14 protein-coding genes and 1 pseudogene are annotated in these 18,244 nt (G+C 36.5%); 2 read left to right on the forward strand and 13 right to left on the reverse strand.

All coding sequences use genetic code 11. The features are described 5' to 3' along the window. Positions 1–29: 29 nt before the first annotated feature. From ACNTMY_RS09140 to ACNTMY_RS09155, 4 genes are all read right to left on the reverse strand, one after another. A complete protein-coding gene (locus ACNTMY_RS09140) occupies positions 30–587 on the reverse strand; it encodes a DNA-3-methyladenine glycosylase I (RefSeq protein ID WP_423216207.1) in 558 nt (185 codons plus the stop codon). 92 nt (positions 588–679) lie between these two features. Continuing rightward, positions 680–1,312, reverse strand: a complete 633-nt coding sequence (locus tag ACNTMY_RS09145) for an ABC transporter ATP-binding protein (RefSeq protein ID WP_423216208.1) — start codon at positions 1,310–1,312, stop codon at positions 680–682. Continuing rightward, entirely contained in the window at positions 1,309–3,399 is a 2,091-nt protein-coding gene (locus tag ACNTMY_RS09150) for a hypothetical protein (RefSeq protein WP_423216209.1), read from the reverse strand. The genes ACNTMY_RS09145 and ACNTMY_RS09150 overlap by 4 nt, the downstream gene beginning before the upstream one ends. Positions 3,400–3,475: 76 nt before the next feature. Beyond that, positions 3,476–3,769 carry a lactococcin 972 family bacteriocin gene (locus ACNTMY_RS09155; RefSeq protein ID WP_423216210.1) on the reverse strand — a complete coding sequence of 98 codons (294 nt, stop codon included), beginning with the start codon at positions 3,767–3,769 and terminating at the stop codon, positions 3,476–3,478. Between the two features lie 234 nt (positions 3,770–4,003). On the opposite strand from ACNTMY_RS09155, the gene ACNTMY_RS09160 reads away from it, so the two are divergent. Further along, on the forward strand, positions 4,004–4,852 hold the full coding sequence (locus tag ACNTMY_RS09160; RefSeq protein ID WP_423216882.1) for a helix-turn-helix domain-containing protein: 849 nt from the start codon (positions 4,004–4,006) through the stop codon (positions 4,850–4,852). Between the two features lie 27 nt (positions 4,853–4,879). Here the strand turns inward: ACNTMY_RS09160 and ruvA are convergent, their stop codons facing one another. From ruvA to argR, 5 genes are all read right to left on the reverse strand, one after another. After that, positions 4,880–5,473: a Holliday junction branch migration protein RuvA gene (ruvA, locus tag ACNTMY_RS09165; RefSeq protein ID WP_423216211.1), complete on the reverse strand. Its 594-nt coding sequence runs from the start codon at positions 5,471–5,473 to the stop codon at positions 4,880–4,882. After that, positions 5,474–7,417, reverse strand: a complete 1,944-nt coding sequence (mutL, locus tag ACNTMY_RS09170; protein WP_423216212.1) for a DNA mismatch repair endonuclease MutL — start codon at positions 7,415–7,417, stop codon at positions 5,474–5,476. It abuts the gene before it with no gap. Positions 7,418–7,530: 113 nt separating this feature from the next. Beyond that, on the reverse strand, positions 7,531–10,101 hold the full coding sequence (gene mutS, locus ACNTMY_RS09175; protein ID WP_423216213.1) for a DNA mismatch repair protein MutS: 2,571 nt from the start codon (positions 10,099–10,101) through the stop codon (positions 7,531–7,533). Continuing rightward, a complete protein-coding gene (locus ACNTMY_RS09180) occupies positions 10,088–10,441 on the reverse strand; it encodes a YlbF family regulator (RefSeq protein ID WP_423216214.1) in 354 nt (117 codons plus the stop codon). Before ACNTMY_RS09180 ends, mutS begins: the two co-directional genes overlap by 14 nt. Then, positions 10,438–10,875, reverse strand: a complete 438-nt coding sequence (argR, locus tag ACNTMY_RS09185; RefSeq protein WP_021143308.1) for an arginine repressor — start codon at positions 10,873–10,875, stop codon at positions 10,438–10,440. The genes ACNTMY_RS09180 and argR overlap by 4 nt, the downstream gene beginning before the upstream one ends. Positions 10,876–11,063: 188 nt before the next feature. Between argR and argS the strand changes: the two genes are divergently transcribed. Further along, positions 11,064–12,755 carry an arginine--tRNA ligase gene (gene argS, locus ACNTMY_RS09190; RefSeq protein WP_423216215.1) on the forward strand — a complete coding sequence of 564 codons (1,692 nt, stop codon included), beginning with the start codon at positions 11,064–11,066 and terminating at the stop codon, positions 12,753–12,755. Positions 12,756–12,907: 152 nt separating this feature from the next. Here argS and ACNTMY_RS09195 read toward each other — a convergent pair. The 4 genes and pseudogenes from ACNTMY_RS09195 to aspS form a co-directional block, all read right to left on the reverse strand. Next, positions 12,908–14,332, reverse strand: a pseudogene (locus ACNTMY_RS09195) (PTS transporter subunit EIIC); the annotation flags it as partial. Between the two features lie 269 nt (positions 14,333–14,601). Beyond that, positions 14,602–15,468, reverse strand: coding sequence for a YitT family protein (locus tag ACNTMY_RS09200; protein WP_423216216.1), 867 nt, complete (start codon positions 15,466–15,468; stop codon positions 14,602–14,604). A gap of 46 nt (positions 15,469–15,514) precedes the next feature. Next, entirely contained in the window at positions 15,515–16,453 is a 939-nt protein-coding gene (locus ACNTMY_RS09205; protein ID WP_423216217.1) for a YitT family protein, read from the reverse strand. Further along, positions 16,453–18,195 carry an aspartate--tRNA ligase gene (gene aspS / locus ACNTMY_RS09210; protein ID WP_423216218.1) on the reverse strand — a complete coding sequence of 581 codons (1,743 nt, stop codon included), beginning with the start codon at positions 18,193–18,195 and terminating at the stop codon, positions 16,453–16,455. Before aspS ends, ACNTMY_RS09205 begins: the two co-directional genes overlap by 1 nt. Between the last annotated feature and the right edge of the window lie 49 nt (positions 18,196–18,244).

The raw sequence follows: 18,244 nt of genomic DNA on the forward strand, positions 1-18,244 counted from the left end.
CAAAAAAGCCACCTGACACTATCAGATGACTAAATTGATTTAAAATCACAATCTACTCCATGGTCATTTACCAAACCTGCTGCCTGAAGAAAAGAATAAACACAAACAGGACCTACAAATTTAAAGCCACGTTTTTTTAAATCCTTAGAAAGATTTTCAGATAAAGGCGTGCTAGCTGGAAAACTCGCGTAATCCTCCACCTCATTTACGATAGGAGCGTAATCAACCCAACGCCAAAGATACTCATCAAAAGAGCCAAATTCTTTCTGAATCTTGATAAAAGCTTTAGCATTTGTACGTGTCGCAAAAATCTTACGACGATTCCGGATAATTGCTGGATTGTGAAGAAGTATTTCAAGTTCTTCATCAGTCATTTGCGCCACTTTTGTCACATCATAGTCATAAAAAGATTGCTTAAATGCTGCGCGTTTATTAAGAATAGTCTCCCAAGAAAGTCCTGCTTGATAAGTTTCAAGACATAAAAGCTCAAAAAGCGCTTGGTCATCATGCAGTGGTTGTCCCCACTCAGTATCATGGTAAGCAACATACAAAGGATTATTTTCCCTTACCCAACTACAACGTTTCATGTGAAACATCTCCCGTAATTCCTTGATAACTAACCCTTCATCAACATCTTAAGGCTTGATTAGCTAATCTTATTTTATCAAAGAATAGCTTTTTAACCAATCCTTATAGTACGTCTGCATCGTTCTGCAACAACTTTATCATGTGTAACTATTACAACTGTCTTCCCCATGTGATTCAAGGATTCAATAATATCTAAAACTTTGTCACGATTATCCGAATCAAGTGAACCTGTTGGCTCATCAGCAAGTATTAGCTCACTGGGTTTTAGAATGACACGCGCTAGTGCAATACGTTGCTGTTCGCCACCTGATAGTTCAGCTACTTTTTGATTAATTACATGACTAAGTTCTAATTTTGTTAACACTTCATTAATACGTGCTAGTTTTTCCTTCTTACTTCCTTTAACATACTTAAGTGCCAACATTAAATTATATCGAACTGTCTCTTCCTCAATAAGTGCAAAATTCTGAAATAGATAACTAATTTTATTACGAATAATTTTCTGTGAACGTCGAGTATTGACTTTAATATTCTTCATTCCATCAAAGAAATATTCTCCTTCAAAATCGCCTTCTAATAGTCCTAAAATGTTAAGTAAAGTAGTCTTTCCACAACCACTTGGCCCTGTAATAGCCACATAATCTCCTTGATTTATATTTAGAGATAAATCATCAAAAATTACTTTATCTCCTAAATTTTTACTAATATGTTTAAGTTTTATCATAATTTTCCTCTTTTCAACTGTTGTGAAATACTTCGTTTTTCATTGACAACACCAAATATCATCACTAAAGTAACATCGATTAAAAGGTATATCATATAAGCTAAAATGACACAGGGCTGCCTTACCATAACTATTAATAAAAATAAAGCTAATATATGGCAGATAGACACTACAGTCAATATTGATTTGTAACGATCAATTAGCTTCCACCCTAAAAACTTTGTAGTGGTTAAATACCGCTTATGACAAGTAAATAATATTGCTACAGTAAAATAAGTAATGACAAAACTAATCAATAAAAGTAAAAAAATTAAGAAAAAAATGTTATTCATACCATCTTCTAATGACTCAACCATGCTTTGTTGAATATCATGAAGCGATGAGAACTTCACCTCAGTACCATCACCTTGTTGTCTGATAATTTGTCTTGCTATAACTAAATTTTCCTGTCCAATCGGAATTTTTATAGGATTGCTAACACCGGTAGTTGACAAATAAGCAGCTTCTTCAAAAAGTAGATTATCTGATAATACGGCAAATATAGGATTAGTAAAATTACTTTGCTCAGTTTCGCTATAAGGAAAAACTGAGATATCTTCATCGTAAAAAACAATTTGTACAGATAAATCTCCTACCTCAGTCCTCTCTTGTTCTTCATAACTAAGTTGGCTATGATAAAATTGCTGTAAAAACTCTTTTATCTGAGGCTTGTTTCCTAATTCCCGTGGAACTAAAAAAACCTTACCTGATACATCCGTCTTAGTATCAAGCTTAATATGTGATAAAAAATTACGATTTACCGTCATAATAGGAATACTTTGTAATTTTGTTAAACCAAAACGCTTAGATGGATTTATCAGCTCACTTTTAATATAAAGAGCATCAGTTCGTTGCTCTAATTTATGAAAGACTATTTCAAAATATTTATTAGCATTAACGGCATCCGTTTGAAAATTTTCCCATAAATAATCACTTGGTTTAAAATTCTCTACCGTTAAATAAGAATTACCAGCATTATCCCACTCCCTCTGGTACTTAATCTGTTGTTGAATGTCTCTCAAAGTTTGAGAAATCACGATTAAGCCAGAAGCAATTAACATTGTCATCACAAACTTTAAAACATAATTAAACCAAAGTCCCAATTTGAAATTTGAAAAGCCCTTGAGCATCTTAGAAACAGTGATATTTTGTATAATAGTATAAGTAAATATACTTATTAAACCATAAAATAATAAAAGACTAAACTGTCCCCAAACTAGTCCCATAAAAAAATACTTTGGAAAAGTATCTAAAAATATCAAACAGGACAAATCAAAAATCAATGACACAGCAATAATAGTAACGCATACTGGGGCTAAAAATTCTAAAAAAATATCACTATTCGCATAGCCGACAAGTTTTTTTACACCAATAATACGCATTTGAAATAACGGATAATATATACCTCCTAAAACTAACAGTAAAAAGGAAAAACAAAGTATAACCCCCATTATAATAAGCTCTTGGTTAACATAACCAACTGCAAATACAGTTTTAGCTTGAATCAGATTCGAAACACTTACTCCAAAAAAATCACTCAAATCCGATAACAAAGCCTTTTTATTATACTCATAGGTTGAAACAATTGTATAACTTCCATTAACTGAATGACTTTCATCTGAAAAATAAGAGACCATATTAATTAGTTTTATCTTCTTGGCTTTCATAAAAGTCTTAATTGTCCCTAACTGGTTATTAACAGATGTGTTAGCATAACTCCCCTTTAAGTTAGATGAAAAATTCACCTTTTTTACTCCAAAGTTATCACTTGGAAAAGTTTTTGGGTACAAAACAACGGACTTAATAACCGTATCTCCGTCACTACTTGACTTAACAAAAGATACTTTATACTGTCTAGAAAGTCGGGAAAATTCCTCTAACACTTCTTCATGACTTTTTGTGCTATTTGGCACATAAAACTTTTGGGAGTATATACCTTCTTCTATATTGTTAATACGTATTATTTCATTCGTTCGAAAAAGATTAACAATCATTAAGCTCAAGCATATTGTAACAACTGTACTACATATTACAACCACTCTTTTCATCTCAACCTCCTATTAGAAAAAAGGGAGGATGAGATATTCCCAAACTCCCGTTCTTTATTGTTAATATATTATTAGTTTAAAAACCATAATAGTATTCTAATCCTGTAGGTGGAATTTTAGTAACTGATGCCCTCGCCCAGTTTCCTGCTGCTGCTCGTTGGCTATTTGTAACACCAGTTTGTCCATTTCTAACGCTAGCAGTATGAGAACGACTAGGATGATGATAGTTAGAATAACCGTAAGTACCTGTGTACCCAACACCATAATTCCATGTACCACCTGCAACAGAAACGGCTAAAGCAGTACTTGTACCAATAAAGCTTACACAAAGAGTAAAAATAGTTAACAGTTTAATAGTTTTTGCCGTCATAATACTCTTATATCTAAATAAAAAAAGTACATCATTATCATGAGTCATTTTTCACCATGACCATGGCCAACCTTCATTACGTAGCACAACAAGTGCTATCACTAATATAATGCAAAAAAAATGTTTCTTTCTCATCTCCTTTTTCCTTTCTTCATTCTTGTTTTATGATATACTAAATATACATTTTCCATCAATTTTGTCGCATATTTTCACATCATATTTTAGGAGGACATGATGCGTTGGGATTTTGGACAAATTTATAAGACAATACGAACATCAAAAGGATTAACTCAAAAACAAATTTGCGGAGATAGAATTTCACGCTCAACGTTAGCTCGTATCGAAAAAGGAGAGATTATCCCAAGTTTTGAAAATATGATTTTTTTACTAGATCAAATCAATATGAGCTTAGAAGAATTTCGCTACGTTTGCCATTATTACCAAACTAGTGAAAGACAAACAATTTTAGCTCTTTCTGAAGAGCATACGTCCATCATTGATAACACTGAACTCATAAAGCTTAAAGAACTTTGCGTCTCTTATCTAAAAAATCATCATGATATTCCGATAGAACAACTACTCGACCGATTAAATATCGTGATACATGTTCGAAAATTCGGCGGGTATTCTCAAGATGAAAAATTCCAAAAATTAACTCAAAAAATCTGGGAAAATTTAGAAAAACAAGATACTTGGTATGAAAGTGATTTAAAGCTACTGTCAAATATACTTTTTCATTTCCCTCTAGATTCTGTTAAAGCAATTACCCCACAAATTTTAGATAGCTTAGAAAAATATAAAAACTACCATAATATTAAACCTCTGCAATATCAATTATTAACTAATCTTGCTACCATATATCTTTATAATAATCTAATTGAGGAATGTCTAAATATTACACTTATTACACTTGAACTATCTCAAGAAATTAAGCGTTATGACTATTTAGGATTCTCCCAAATTAGGCTTGGTATTTGTCGTAAAGATGATAACTTAATCAATAAAGGAATAGAGATTTTAAGTTTAACAAATGAAACTACTTTATTAAAAATTATGAAAGAAGAAGTAAAAAAATTCCGTTGAGAGTCAACGGAATTTTTTTACTGTCAATCAACCATTCATCAACATCTTAAGGCTTGATTTGATGTATTGTTCTGCAGTTTCATTTGTTCCTTCAAAGAACTTGCGAATTTTCTTAAGTTCTGTGGCTTTGTAGCCAAGTGCCAAAAGAGCTTCCATGGCTTCTTCAAGCTGTTCGTTTGCTACTGCTTTTGCCTGAGAAGCTAAGCCATTTTCCATAGAAACATCAGCAAACTTACCAGCTAAATCAAGCACCATTTGTTGAGCTGTTTTTTTACCGATTTTTGGAAATTTCATCAGATAGCGAATATCACTATTGTCAATAGCAGTTACAAGACCTTCATTATCATCCACTGCGATAATCGCTAGCGCTGTTGTCGGACCAATTCCAGAAACTGAAATAAGGTTAAGAAAGACTGCTTTTTCATCTTCTGTATGAAAGCCAAACAAAAGCTGTGCGTCTTCTCTAACAACTTGATGAAGGTAGATTTGAACATCTTGATTCATCAAATCAGAAAAACTGTATGGATTAGCAACGTTGATAATGTAGCCTAATCCTCCAGCTTCAACGACAATGTATTTTGCAGTAATTTTAGTTAATTTTCCTTTGATATAATCGTACATTTAGTATTTTCCTAACTCTCTTAAACTTGTATGATTTTCTTGAATACGACGGAACATCTTTTCCATGTCTGATTTAGTAAAGTTGACCAGGACAGGACGACCGTGTGGACAGTTATATGGGTTCTTACATTGTGATAATTGCACTAGAAGTTGACGTGCTGAATAATCATCAAGAGTGTGATTAGCCTTGATTGAACGTTTACATGACATCATAATTGCTAACTCTGCACGGTATTTTTTGACAGATACCTCATTTGTCAAAAGCAACATATCACACATTTCATAAACAGCCGATTCAATCTCCTCTTCTTTCATCCAAATAGGATGCTCACGAAGAATAAATGTATTGTTCCCATATGGTTCTAGATTGATACCAACTTGATTTAAAAGCTCCATTTTTTCTTGAAGCTTGATAAAATCTGCTCCAGAAAATTCAAATAAATATGGCATGAGCAATTGTTGAAGTGAGGCATCAACGTCACCAATTTTGTCACGATAATATTCATATTTAACACGTTCCTGCGCCGCATGTTGGTCAATAATATAAAGGCCACCGTTTCCCTGCGCAAAAAGATATGTCCCATGCATCTGACCAAAATAATCAAGTTCAGGGAAAGTTGATGATTCTTCACCATCAAGATTTTCGAGCAACTTATTAATTTTAGATTTATTCTTGAAATCAAGGTCATCATGCTCGCCGTCTGCAAGGTTTCCCTGAGTAGAACGCTGTGCGTATTTGACTGAAGACTGCTTGTCAACTTCCTTGACAGGTGTGTCAACCTCATTAAACAGCTGAACAGGCTGCTCTTCAACAGTATCTGATTTCACAAAGAAATCGTGTCGCTCTTTGTCATAATAAAGATTTGATTGTTTTAAGGGCAGGCTCGTTTGCTCTGGTTTAGGCAAGCCACGAGTGCTTGACTTAGCTAGATTTTCAAGAGCATCTGGAATCAAATCCTGAGCACGTAAACTCTCTGCAATAGCTGAGCTGATGAGAGTCATCAGTTCTTTTTCTTTTGAGATACGAACTTCTTGCTTTGTTGGGTGAACATTGACATCAGCAAGATACGGGTCAATCTGGATATCAATGACAGCAATCGGGAAACGACCAACCATCAATTTTGAACCATAGCCGTCCAAGATGGCACGGTTCAGTAAGAAATTTTTGATGTAACGTCCGTTAATCAAAATCGTAATATAATTGCGATTCGCACGCGTCAATTCAGGTAAACTAATGTAACCTGATACCTCAAAATCAAGATCCGCATTTGAAATCTCAATCATCTTCTTGGCTGTGTTTAAGCCATAAATCCCAGCAATCGCTTGACGCAAATCTCCAGTACCTGATGTCGTTGTCATCTGACGTCCATCATTAATCAAAGTGAAGGCAATTTCAGGATGTGCTAAACTCAAACGATTGACCACATCAACAATATGTGCCAACTCTGACTGTAGACTCTTCATATACTTAAGACGAGCTGGTGTGTTGTAAAACAGATTTTCAACTGTAATTTTTGTTCCAACGGGCGTTGAAATTGGCTCTTGTTTTTCAATTTCGCCACCCTTAGCAATCAAAAGTGTCCCATAATTTTCATCAGCCGTTGCTGTTTTAACCGTAAAATGACTGATTGAAGCGATGGAAGGAATGGCTTCGCCACGAAATCCAAGCGTTCTGATTCGAAAAAGATCGGCTTGACTTTTAATTTTACTAGTTGCATGACGGTGCAAGCTAAGAACAACATCCTCTTGAGCAATTCCCTCACCGTTATCAGTAACTTGGATTTTTTTCAAACCAGACTCTTCGATTTCAATAGTAATCTGACTGCTTCCAGCATCAATCGAATTTTCTACTAATTCCTTGACCACGCTAGCCGGGCGTTCAATAACCTCACCAGCAGCAATTTGGTTGGCTAGAACCTCTGGTAACTCGATAATTTTACTCATAATTTATCTGATAGAAGCGCTCAAAGGCTGCCTCTCTTCCTTTCATTCACGATTGTTTACCTCTAATTATAACACAAAGTAAAAAGGCAATCCTTTTTTGATTGCCTCCTTATTTATAACATATTTTTCAATTCATAGATGACATTCATAGCCTGCATAGGTGTCAAATTCATCAAATCAACTTTCTTAAGTGCTTTAATCACTTCTTGATTAGAAGAATCTTCCGCAAAAAGGCTCAATTGCTCCGCTACAGGTTCTGAAACTTCTGACTCAGTTGCCACTGGTTCACTTTCAATTTCTGGTGTCAAATGAAGCTGCGCAGCACCTGATTCAAGATTGGTTAAAATGCTGTCTGCACGTTGCAATAAATCTTCTGGTAAGCCTGCAATTTTTGCGACATGAATACCATAGGATTTATCAGCTGGTCCTTCTGCAATCTTGTGAAGGAAAGTCACATCACCATTACGTTCAAGGGTTGCAACATGGACGTTGACAAGGTGTGTCAATGTTGTTGACAGAGCTGTCAATTCATGATAGTGTGTTGCAAACATCGTTTTGGCACCAATATGGTCATGAATATACTCAATAATAGATTGTGCCAAAGCCATACCATCGTAGGTTGCCGTACCACGTCCCAATTCATCAAAGAGAATCAAAGACTTATCACTAGCACGTTTAATAGCTTGGTTAGCTTCCATCATTTCTACCATAAAGGTTGACTGACCTGAAATCAAGTCATCTGCTGCACCAATACGTGTGAAAATAGCATCGAAGACTGGTAGGCTGACACTTTCAGCAGCGACATAAGACCCCATTTGTGCCATGATAACAGTCAATGCTAGCTGACGCATATACGTTGACTTACCACTCATATTAGGACCAGTAATCAGCTGAATATTAGTATTTCTACCAAATGTAATCGTATTTGGAATATATTCCTGAGTGCCCATGACTTTTTCAACGACTGCGTGACGACCTTTTTCAATCTTAATCTCATGGCTATCGTTGAAAGTTGGACGCACATAATGATTATTTTCAGCGACCACAGCTAAACTTTGCAAAACATCGACCGTCGAAATAGCTTTTGCTAAGTCTTGCAAACGTGAAATATAGCGTTCAACCTGCGCACGAACACGCATGAAAATATCGTACTCTAGATTCGCTGATTGTTCACGCGCTTCCAGCATTTCACCTTCAATTTTAGCCAATTCTGCCGTACCAAAACGTTCTGAGTTCTTCAAAGTTGCTTTACGGAAGAAATAATCTGGCACCAAAGAAAGGTTAGAATTTGTGACATGGAAATAATAGCCATCTTTTTTATTGTAATCAATTTTCAGATTCGTAATACCACTTGCTGCACGTTCTTTAGCTTCAATCTCAGCAATCCAGCTTGTGCCTTCACGCATGACTTTGCGGTATTTATCCAAAGTCTCATCAAAGCCAGTTTTAATGATGCTACCTTCTGTGATAACGGCTTGAGCATCTGGGTCAATAGCAGAGCTAATCAATGATTCCAACTCAGGAAGAGTGTCAATGCTGTTGACAAGTTTGTCAAGGTATGGACTTTCAAAGGATTCCAAAATAGCCTTGATAGTAGGCACTTGCCCCAAAGTATGACCAAGTTGAAGAAGGTCTTTTGGATTAGCCTTACCAAATGACACACGACTCGCCAAGCGTTCAATATCATAAACGCCCTTAAGACTATCCGTCAAATCACTACGCTCAAAGAAATTGTCTAAGAAAACTTGAATGATATTTTGACGTTCTTCGATTTGTTCTCGATTAACCAAAGGACGGTCAATCCAATTACGCAAAAGACGCATCCCCATAGCTGTCTTTGTCTCATCAAGCAGCCAATAAAGACTACCGTGTTTCTTGCTTGTACGTGCATTTTCTAACAAATCAAGACTTGATTTTGTCGTATAAGACATTTGAAGATAATCTTTGATTTCATAGTGAACCAATTTTTGCAAATGGCTGAGCTCACGTTTTTGAGTGGTATGAACGTACTGTAGTAATTTCTCAGCAGCAGAAATCTCCAAAGATGCCAAATTAGAATCAATCAAGTGCACATCTTCAAAACACTCTTGCTCAAACGATAAAAGCAAATTGAGTTGTTTAACAAGACTGTGTTTTTCTTCTTCTGAGAGTTCGTAACCAACAACAATCTCGCGTGCTTTAAGGTTTAGGATTTCACTTTTAAGACTGGCAAAATCTGATAGACTTGTCGCATAAAATTCACCTGTCGACACATCCATGTAGGCTAAACCAAAAGTCTTGCCATCAGAATCAATAGCCACCAAGAAATTATTGGCATTGTCAGGTTTTGTCGAATCGACTGCCGTACCTGGCGTAATGACTTGAACAACTTCACGTTTTACAACACCGACTGCTTTCTTGGGATCTTCCATTTGTTCGGCAATCGCAACTTTGTAGCCCATTTCAACAAGAACATCAATATATTGCTGAGCTGAGTGATAAGGTACCCCTGCCATTGGAATAGGATTTTCAGCGTTTTTATTTCGACTAGTCAAACTAATCTCTAAAATCTGTGCAGCCTTAACTGCATCATCGTAAAATAATTCGTAAAAATCTCCCATGCGGAAAAGTAAAAAAGCATCTGGATAGTCTTTTTTAACATCCAAATACTGTTGCATGCCTGGAGAAATTTTATCTTTTGCCATCACTTAACTCCTCGTTAATTTTCATTTCCAAGCTGTTTGTAATATATTGAATCAGATCACTCGCATCTTGCATTTTATCACGATAATCTTTAACAATTGGAAGTTCTGATAATTCCTCTTGCAGCTGGTCAGCATGCATACCAGCAGTTTTCTCAGCAACTGTTTTATCAATCTTTTGAAATAAAACAGCTTCTTGTTGGTATGCCTTCATCTCTTTGACCAAACTGTCTAGTTCTGGAAATTCTTTAATCTTTTTTTCTGCCTTTTGAAATTCGACTACGCTATCATGCTTTTGGATAGCTTCAACCAAATGTTCAACGGCTTGGTCGTAGTCAATCATAGCCCTGTTGCTAAATCACGCTCAAATGCTTGAGCAGTTTCTTCATCCTTGCAAATAACCAATAGCGTATCAGCACCTGCTACAGTTCCAAGGACTTCTGAAATATCGCTACTGTCAATCAAGTTTGCCAAAACATCAGCTTCCCCAAGATTAGTATGAAGCACAAGCATGAAACCAGCACGAGCCACTTTCAAAATATATGAGCGAATGTTAGCTCCAAAAGTTGTCTCTGACGTTTCAGACAAACTGTAATAAAGTTTTCCAGAAGCATCACGCAATTTTAAGAGCCCAATCTCACGAAGGTCACGTGATAGGGTTGCTTGTGTGACGTTAATACCTTCTTCTTGCAAATGTCGCTTGATTTCTTCTTGGGTTCCAATATGCCCAGATTGAATCAATCGTTTGATTCGATTTTGACGTTCTATTTTATTCATCTAAGTTTCCCTTTGTGTATATTTATCCTTAGAATTATACCAAAAAAATAAAATATTTTCACCCTTTCACAGCCCATCTTTCCTTTAATAGCTTAATTTTTCTTACTTCAAACGTTTTCTTGACAGGAACCTCGTTTATTTCTTATTTTTATGTTAAAATAATATGACTAACTATTTAGGAGAAAATTATGGATACTAAACGTACAATTGCAGAACGCATTCAAACTATTGTTCCAGAATTAGACCAAGAACAAATTGTTAATCTGCTTGAAATCCCAAAAAATTCTGATATGGGTGACCTTGCTTTCCCTGCATTCTCATTGGCTCGAATCCTCCGTAAAGCACCACAAATGATTGCAGCTGATATTGCTGAAAAATTGGATAAAACAGGTTTTGAAAAAATTGAAGCTGTTGGTCCATACATCAACTTCTTCCTTGACAAAAAAAGCATCTCTGCTGATGTTCTAGGAAAAGTTGTCGCAAACGGAAGCGACTATGCTAGCCAAGATTTAGGACAAGGTCGCAATGTTGCTATCGATATGTCTAGCCCAAACATCGCTAAACCATTCTCAATTGGACACCTTCGTTCAACTGTTATCGGTGATAGCTTGGCTAACATTTTTGAAAAACTTGGCTATAAAGCTGTTAAAATTAACCACCTTGGTGACTGGGGTAAACAATTCGGTATGTTGATTGTTGCCTACAAAAAATGGGGTGACGAAGAAGCTGTTAAAGCTCATCCAATCGACGAACTCTTGAAACTTTACGTTCGTATCAACGCTGAAGCTGAAACTAAACCAGAACTTGATGAAGAAGCTCGCGAATGGTTCCGTAAATTGGAAGCAGGCGACGAAGAAGCTATCTCACTATGGCAATGGTTCCGTGACGAAAGTCTTGTAGAATTCAACCGCCTTTACAATGAACTTGGTGTTTCATTTGATAGCTTTAATGGTGAAGCTTTCTACAATGACAAAATGGATGAAGTTGTCGATATCTTGACTGAAAAAGGTCTTCTTGAAGAATCTCAAGGTGCTCAAGTTGTTAACCTTGAAAAATATGGTATCGAACACCCAGCACTTATCAAAAAATCTGACGGTGCAACACTTTACATCACACGTGACTTGGCTGCCGCTCTTTACCGCAAACGTACTTATGACTTTGCCAAAGCCATCTACGTCGTTGGTAACGAACAATCAGCTCACTTCAAACAATTAAAAGCCGTTCTTAACGAAATGGACTTCGAATGGAATGAAGATATCACTCACGTGCCATTTGGTCTTGTTACAAAAGAAGGTAAAAAACTATCAACTCGTAAAGGTAATGTTATCCTTCTTGAACCAACAATCGCTGAAGCTGTTAAACGCGCTGAAGACCAAATCAACGCTAAAAATCCTAACCTTGCTAACAAAGAAGCTGTCGCTCACGCCGTTGGTGTTGGAGCAATCAAATTCTACGATTTGAAAACAGACCGCTTGAATGGTTATGACTTTGACCTTGATGCTATGGTATCATTTGAAGGTGAAACTGGACCTTACGTTCAATACGCTCACGCTCGTATCCAATCAATCCTTCGCAAAGCTGAGTTTACACCATCTATAAACGATGTTTACAGCCTTGATGACGCTGAAAGTTGGGAAATTATCAAACTTATCCAAGACTTCCCACGTATTATCAAACGTGCAGCTGACAATTTTGAACCATCAATCATTGCAAAATTCGCTATCAGCCTTGCACAAAGCTTCAACAAATACTACGCACACACACGTATCCTTGACGAAAATACAGAACGTGACAGCCGTCTAGCCCTCAGCTACGCAACTGCTACAGTTCTTAAAGAAGCACTTCGTCTTCTTGGCGTTGAAGCACCAAACGAAATGTAATTTCAATTAAAAAAAGATGTTGCTAGATAGCGACATCTTTTTTAATCATTCTGGAAAATATGATATAAAGTCGAGCATAATTACTATCACAGCAACAAGAAAAGCCGCTTATTGCGGCTTTTCTTATTCCCTTTTTAAACCAATTATTTTTCATAAAGTTTTGGGATTTTTGTAAATTGTGTCAAAACAAATCCCAAGATAAATGAGATAAAGATTGAAGCGATGAAGTACCAAACGTTATTAACATCACCAGTCATACCTGCTGGTAAGATATATGATGGAATGGCAAATAGCCCCATACCTCCCATTGTATAACCAGTTACATTAAAGAATCCTAGGAATGCACCTTGGATGGCACCAGCAACACAAGTCATGATAAATGGCATGCGCATTGGAAGTGTAATACCATAAATAGCAGGCTCTGTTACCCCAAATAGAGCTGAAATAAAAGCTGGAATTGTCAATTGTTTCACTTTATCTTCTTTAGTTCTAAAGAAAATGTTAAGAAGTGAACCAGCTTGAGCGAAACAGATTGAAACAGAAGCTACAAGGAGATTACTGTAACCTTTTGTCGCGAAATCCAAAATCGCAATCGGTACAAGACCCCAGTGAAGTCCAAACATAACAAGTACTTGCCACAAAGCTCCCAAAATAATACCAAAAATAACTGGGTTGAAATCGTAAATTGCTTGGAAGACAACACCAACTAGGTCAGATGCCCAAGTCATCAAAGGTCCAATAACGATAAAAGCAAGTGGAACTGTGATTAGCATTACAAAGAATGGAACTACGAAAACTTTCACAACATCTGGAATTACTTTATTAAAGAATTTTTCTAATTTTGCTCCTACAAAAATGGCAAGTAAAATTGGAAGAACAGTTTGAAGGTAACTTGATGCTGGGAAAATAATTGGCAAGCCAAGGAATGTCGCATAAATGTCTGATTCAATGACAGTTCCTTTAAATAGCGTATAAAGAGGAGCATCACCAGTAAAGCTTTGAGCAATATCAGGATAAACTAGGGCAAAAGCGATGGCCATTGCTGTAAATTTGTTCATCTTGAAACGATTAGCAGCGTTATAAGCTAAGATAATTGGCAAGAATTGGAAAAATCCATCACCAACTGCATTTAGGACAATGTAGGCTCCATCAGTTGCTGGTACGCCACAAGCTGCCATCAAGGCAACAACACCTTTTAACATACCAGCTGCTGACAAAGCACCAAGCATTGGTTGGAATAGACTTGATACCAAAGCAACGAATTGATCAAAAAGATTGCCTTTAGCCTTTGTATCTCCTTCATCAATGTCTAAACTACCACCAGCTGCTAAGCCCCCAACTTTCACAACTTCATCGTATACATCTGGAACGTGATTTCCGATAACAACTTGGTATTGTCCGCCTGCTTTTACGACAGTTACAATACCATCACGTTGTTTGAGATAATCATCGTCTGCTTTTGACTCATCTTTCAAATCAAAACGAAGACGTGTAACGCAGTGTTTTAGACTATTGATGTTTTCTCTACCACCAACATGTGCAATAATGTCTTTTGCTAATTCAGTATATTTTGCCATACGAATAAGCTCCTCCCATTTTTCTTTTCTGACCATAAAGAAAAACCTAAATAAACACCAAATAAACTTGTAAGCAGCGGAGTCTTACAATTATTTCAGTATCTATTTAGGTTTTGCCTGCTTGACCAGTAACAATCCTTACACTAATCATGATAGCACAAAGAATTTAATTAGCAAGCGCTTACATATATTTTAGTGATATACTATCACTTTTTCAGATAATAATATAAAAAAATAAAGATGGGTGATTTTTCACCTCATCTTTATTTTTATTTATCATAATTTTTTCGTCTGATTTTAAAGTCTGAAGACACGACTTCATCAACATCAATAATGGAAATGAAAGCATCAGGATCCAGATTTGCCATAATACCTTTGACATCACGAACTTCACCTGGATTCAAGACAACGTATAAAATATTCTTTTCGTTTCCTGAATAAGCACCTTTACCATTAAGAAAAGTAACACCACGATTGATTTCATTGAGAATAGCTTGCGCAGCTTCTTCAGATTTTTGTGTAATGATAATCATACCACGTACCGTATAACCACCATTTTGCACAATCGTCAAAACTTGGCTATAAACAAAACTTGCAACTAAAGTATAAAGCATATGCTGCAAATCAACATAAACTAGAGATGCCAAAAGTACCAAAGCATCTACAAAAAGAAGTGTTTGCCCGAGTTTAAAGCCTAATTTTTCTTCAACGACTCTTCCAATAATATCTGTCCCACCAGTTGTTGCACCATAACGAAAAACAAGTCCACTACCTGCTCCTGCAAATAGACCAGCAACAACACCGACCAACATCATATCATTTTCAAGAACAATCTGTACTGGAACTTTTTGCCAAAACCAAATAAAAACTGACATCATTACAGTTCCATAAATAGTCAAGGCAAGGGATTTTCTCCCAAAAATTCGCGCTCCTAATATGAACAGAGGAATGTTTAAAACAAAGGATGTGTACGCTGGGTTTATACCATATAAAGCGTGAATAATCAATGTTACCCCCGCAATGCCACCTTCTGCTAGGGCATTTGCCATGTTAAATTTAACAAAACCAAAGGTATAGATAGCAACACCCAAGGTAATTAATAACAAATTTCGAAGCTGTTTAAGCTTTTGAACCATATTCACACCCTCCTAAAACATTCATAGGAAATCTGATTTCAAAAGGCTAGTCATCAACAAAACGTCCAATAATATGAACATTCTCAGCAACCGACACAAATGCCTTAGGATCAGCTTTCTTCATCAAATATCTAAAATCACTATATTCTTCTCGTGTAATAATAGCTAGCAAAACTGCCTTTTTCTCGTGATTGTAAGTTCCTTCGGCATTGTTAATCTGAGTCACACCTCGATGAAGTTTAGTGTGAATCATTGCAATGACCTTCTCAGGGCAGCCTGTTACAATCATTGCTTGCATTTTCTTTTGTTTGGTGAAAATCGCATTCGTCACACGACTTGAAACAAAGATAGTCACCATTGAATAAAGTGCATATTGCCAACCAAATAAGATACCAGCAAAAATCATGATAACACCATTTACCATGAGAGAAATGCTTCCAACATCACGACCTGTTTTCTTCCGAATGGTCAAGCTGACAATATCAGTACCACCACTAGAAATACGAGATTTCAGACTAAATCCAACACCCGTTCCCATAACCAGACCACCAAATATAGCATTAACCAAAGGGTCTGGGGTTAGAGTTATTTCAGGGACAACTTGGATAAAGAACGAACTCATTGAAACCGTGATCAGCGTAAAAACAGTGAACTTATGACCGATTTTATACCATGCCAAAATCAAAAGTGGGACATTAATCGCATAAAAAACGATGGAAATTGGTAACTTAAACCCAATCAAACGCTCACTAATAGCAGATAAAACCTGTGCCAAACCAGTCGCTCCACTAGAATAAACGTGACCGGGTTGGAAGAAGAAATTCACAGCAATAGCAGAAAGCAAGCCATAAAAAAGAGAAGCGGAAATTTTTTCCGCATACTTCTCTCTTGAAATGCTTTGCATCGTTTTTAAAAGACCATATTTTTTAGCCCATCGGCTTACAATATATTTTGTTTTCTTTTTGAGAGATGCTTTCTTTTTCATTAGTTTTTAGTTGATAAAGCCAATTCATCTAATTGTTTGTCTGATACAAGACTTGGTGCTTGTGTCATTGGGTCAGTTGCTTTGTTATTTTTAGGGAAAGCAATAACTTCACGAATGTTATCTTCACCAGCAAGAAGCATAACAAAGCGGTCAAGACCGATAGCAAGTCCACCGTGTGGTGGGAAACCATAGTTCATAGCTTCTAGCAAGAAACCAAATTGGTCATTTGCTTCTTCAGCTGTAAAGCCAAGAGCTTTGAACATACGTTCTTGCAATTCGCGTTGGTTGATACGAAGACTACCACCACCAAGTTCATAACCATTAAGAACGATATCGTATGCAACGGCACGAACTTTAGCAAGGTCACCTTCTAATTCGTGAGCTGATTCTTCAGTTGGCAATGTGAATGGGTGGTGAGCAGACATGTAACGTCCTTCTTCTTCAGACCATTCAAACATTGGCCAATCAACAACCCAAAGGAAGTTGAATTTAGAGTTATCAACCATATCAAGTTCTTTAGCAATACGAGTACGAAGAGCACCAAGTGTATTGTTAGCAACTTCAAGTGTATCAGCTACAAAGAGAACCAAATCATTATCTTCAAGTTGTAAACTTGCTGTCAACTCATCTTCAATAGTTGTCAAGAATTTGGCAACAGGTCCGTTTAGAGAACCGTCTGTGAATTTAACCCAAGCAAGACCTTTAGCACCAAATTGTTTTGCGAATTCAGTTAATTTATCAATGTTTTTACGTGAGTATTTATCAGCGTTACCTTTAACAACAATTGCTTTTACGACTGGTGCTTGTGAGAAGACTTTGAAGTCAACATCCTTGACAAGATCTGTCAAGTCTTGTAAAAGCATTTCAAAACGTGTATCAGGTTTATCTGAACCGTAATTGTTCATCGCATCATCATAAGACATACGTGGGAATGGCAATGTAACGTCGATTCCTTTAGTATCTTTCATGACTTTTGCAATCATTCCTTCAGTGATATCTTGGATATCTTTATCTGACAAGAATGATGTTTCCATATCGACCTGTGTAAATTCAGGTTGACGGTCACCACGCAAGTCTTCGTCACGGAAACATTTAACAATTTGATAGTAGCGGTCAAAACCAGCATTCATCAACAATTGTTTTGTGATTTGTGGACTTTGTGGCAAAGCATAGAAATGACCTTGGTTAACACGACTTGGTACCAAGTAGTCACGTGCACCTTCTGGAGTTGATTTTGTCAACATTGGTGTTTCAACATCGATAAATTCAAGACCATCCAAGTAGTTACGGATTGAGTGAGTAACTTTTGCACGCAATTTAAAGTTGTTAAGCATTTTTGGACGACGAAGATCCAAGTAACGGTAACGAAGACGGTTATCATCACTGACTTCAACATCATCTTTGATTTCAAATGGTGTTGTTTTAGCTGTATTCAAGATTGTCAAAGCAGATACTTTCAACTCAACTTCACCAGTTGGCAAGTTTTTGTTTGCTTGTTCACGTTGTGCAACTTCACCAGTAACTTCGATAACGAATTCGTTACGAAGTTTTTCTGCTGTCGCCATAACATCACTTGAAACTTTTTCTGGATTAATGACTAATTGCATAATTCCTTCACGGTCACGAAGATCGATGAAGATAAGTCCACCTAGGTCACGACGACGTCCGACCCAACCTTTTAGGGTAATTTCTTGACCAATGTGTTCGCTGCGAACACGACCAGCATACATTGTACGTTTCATTTGATACGATTCTCCGTTTAAAATTTATTCATTCTTATCTATTATAGCA

The sequence above is a fragment of the Streptococcus equinus genome (assembly GCF_049393735.1).
GTDB lineage: Bacteria > Bacillota > Bacilli > Lactobacillales > Streptococcaceae > Streptococcus > Streptococcus equinus_G.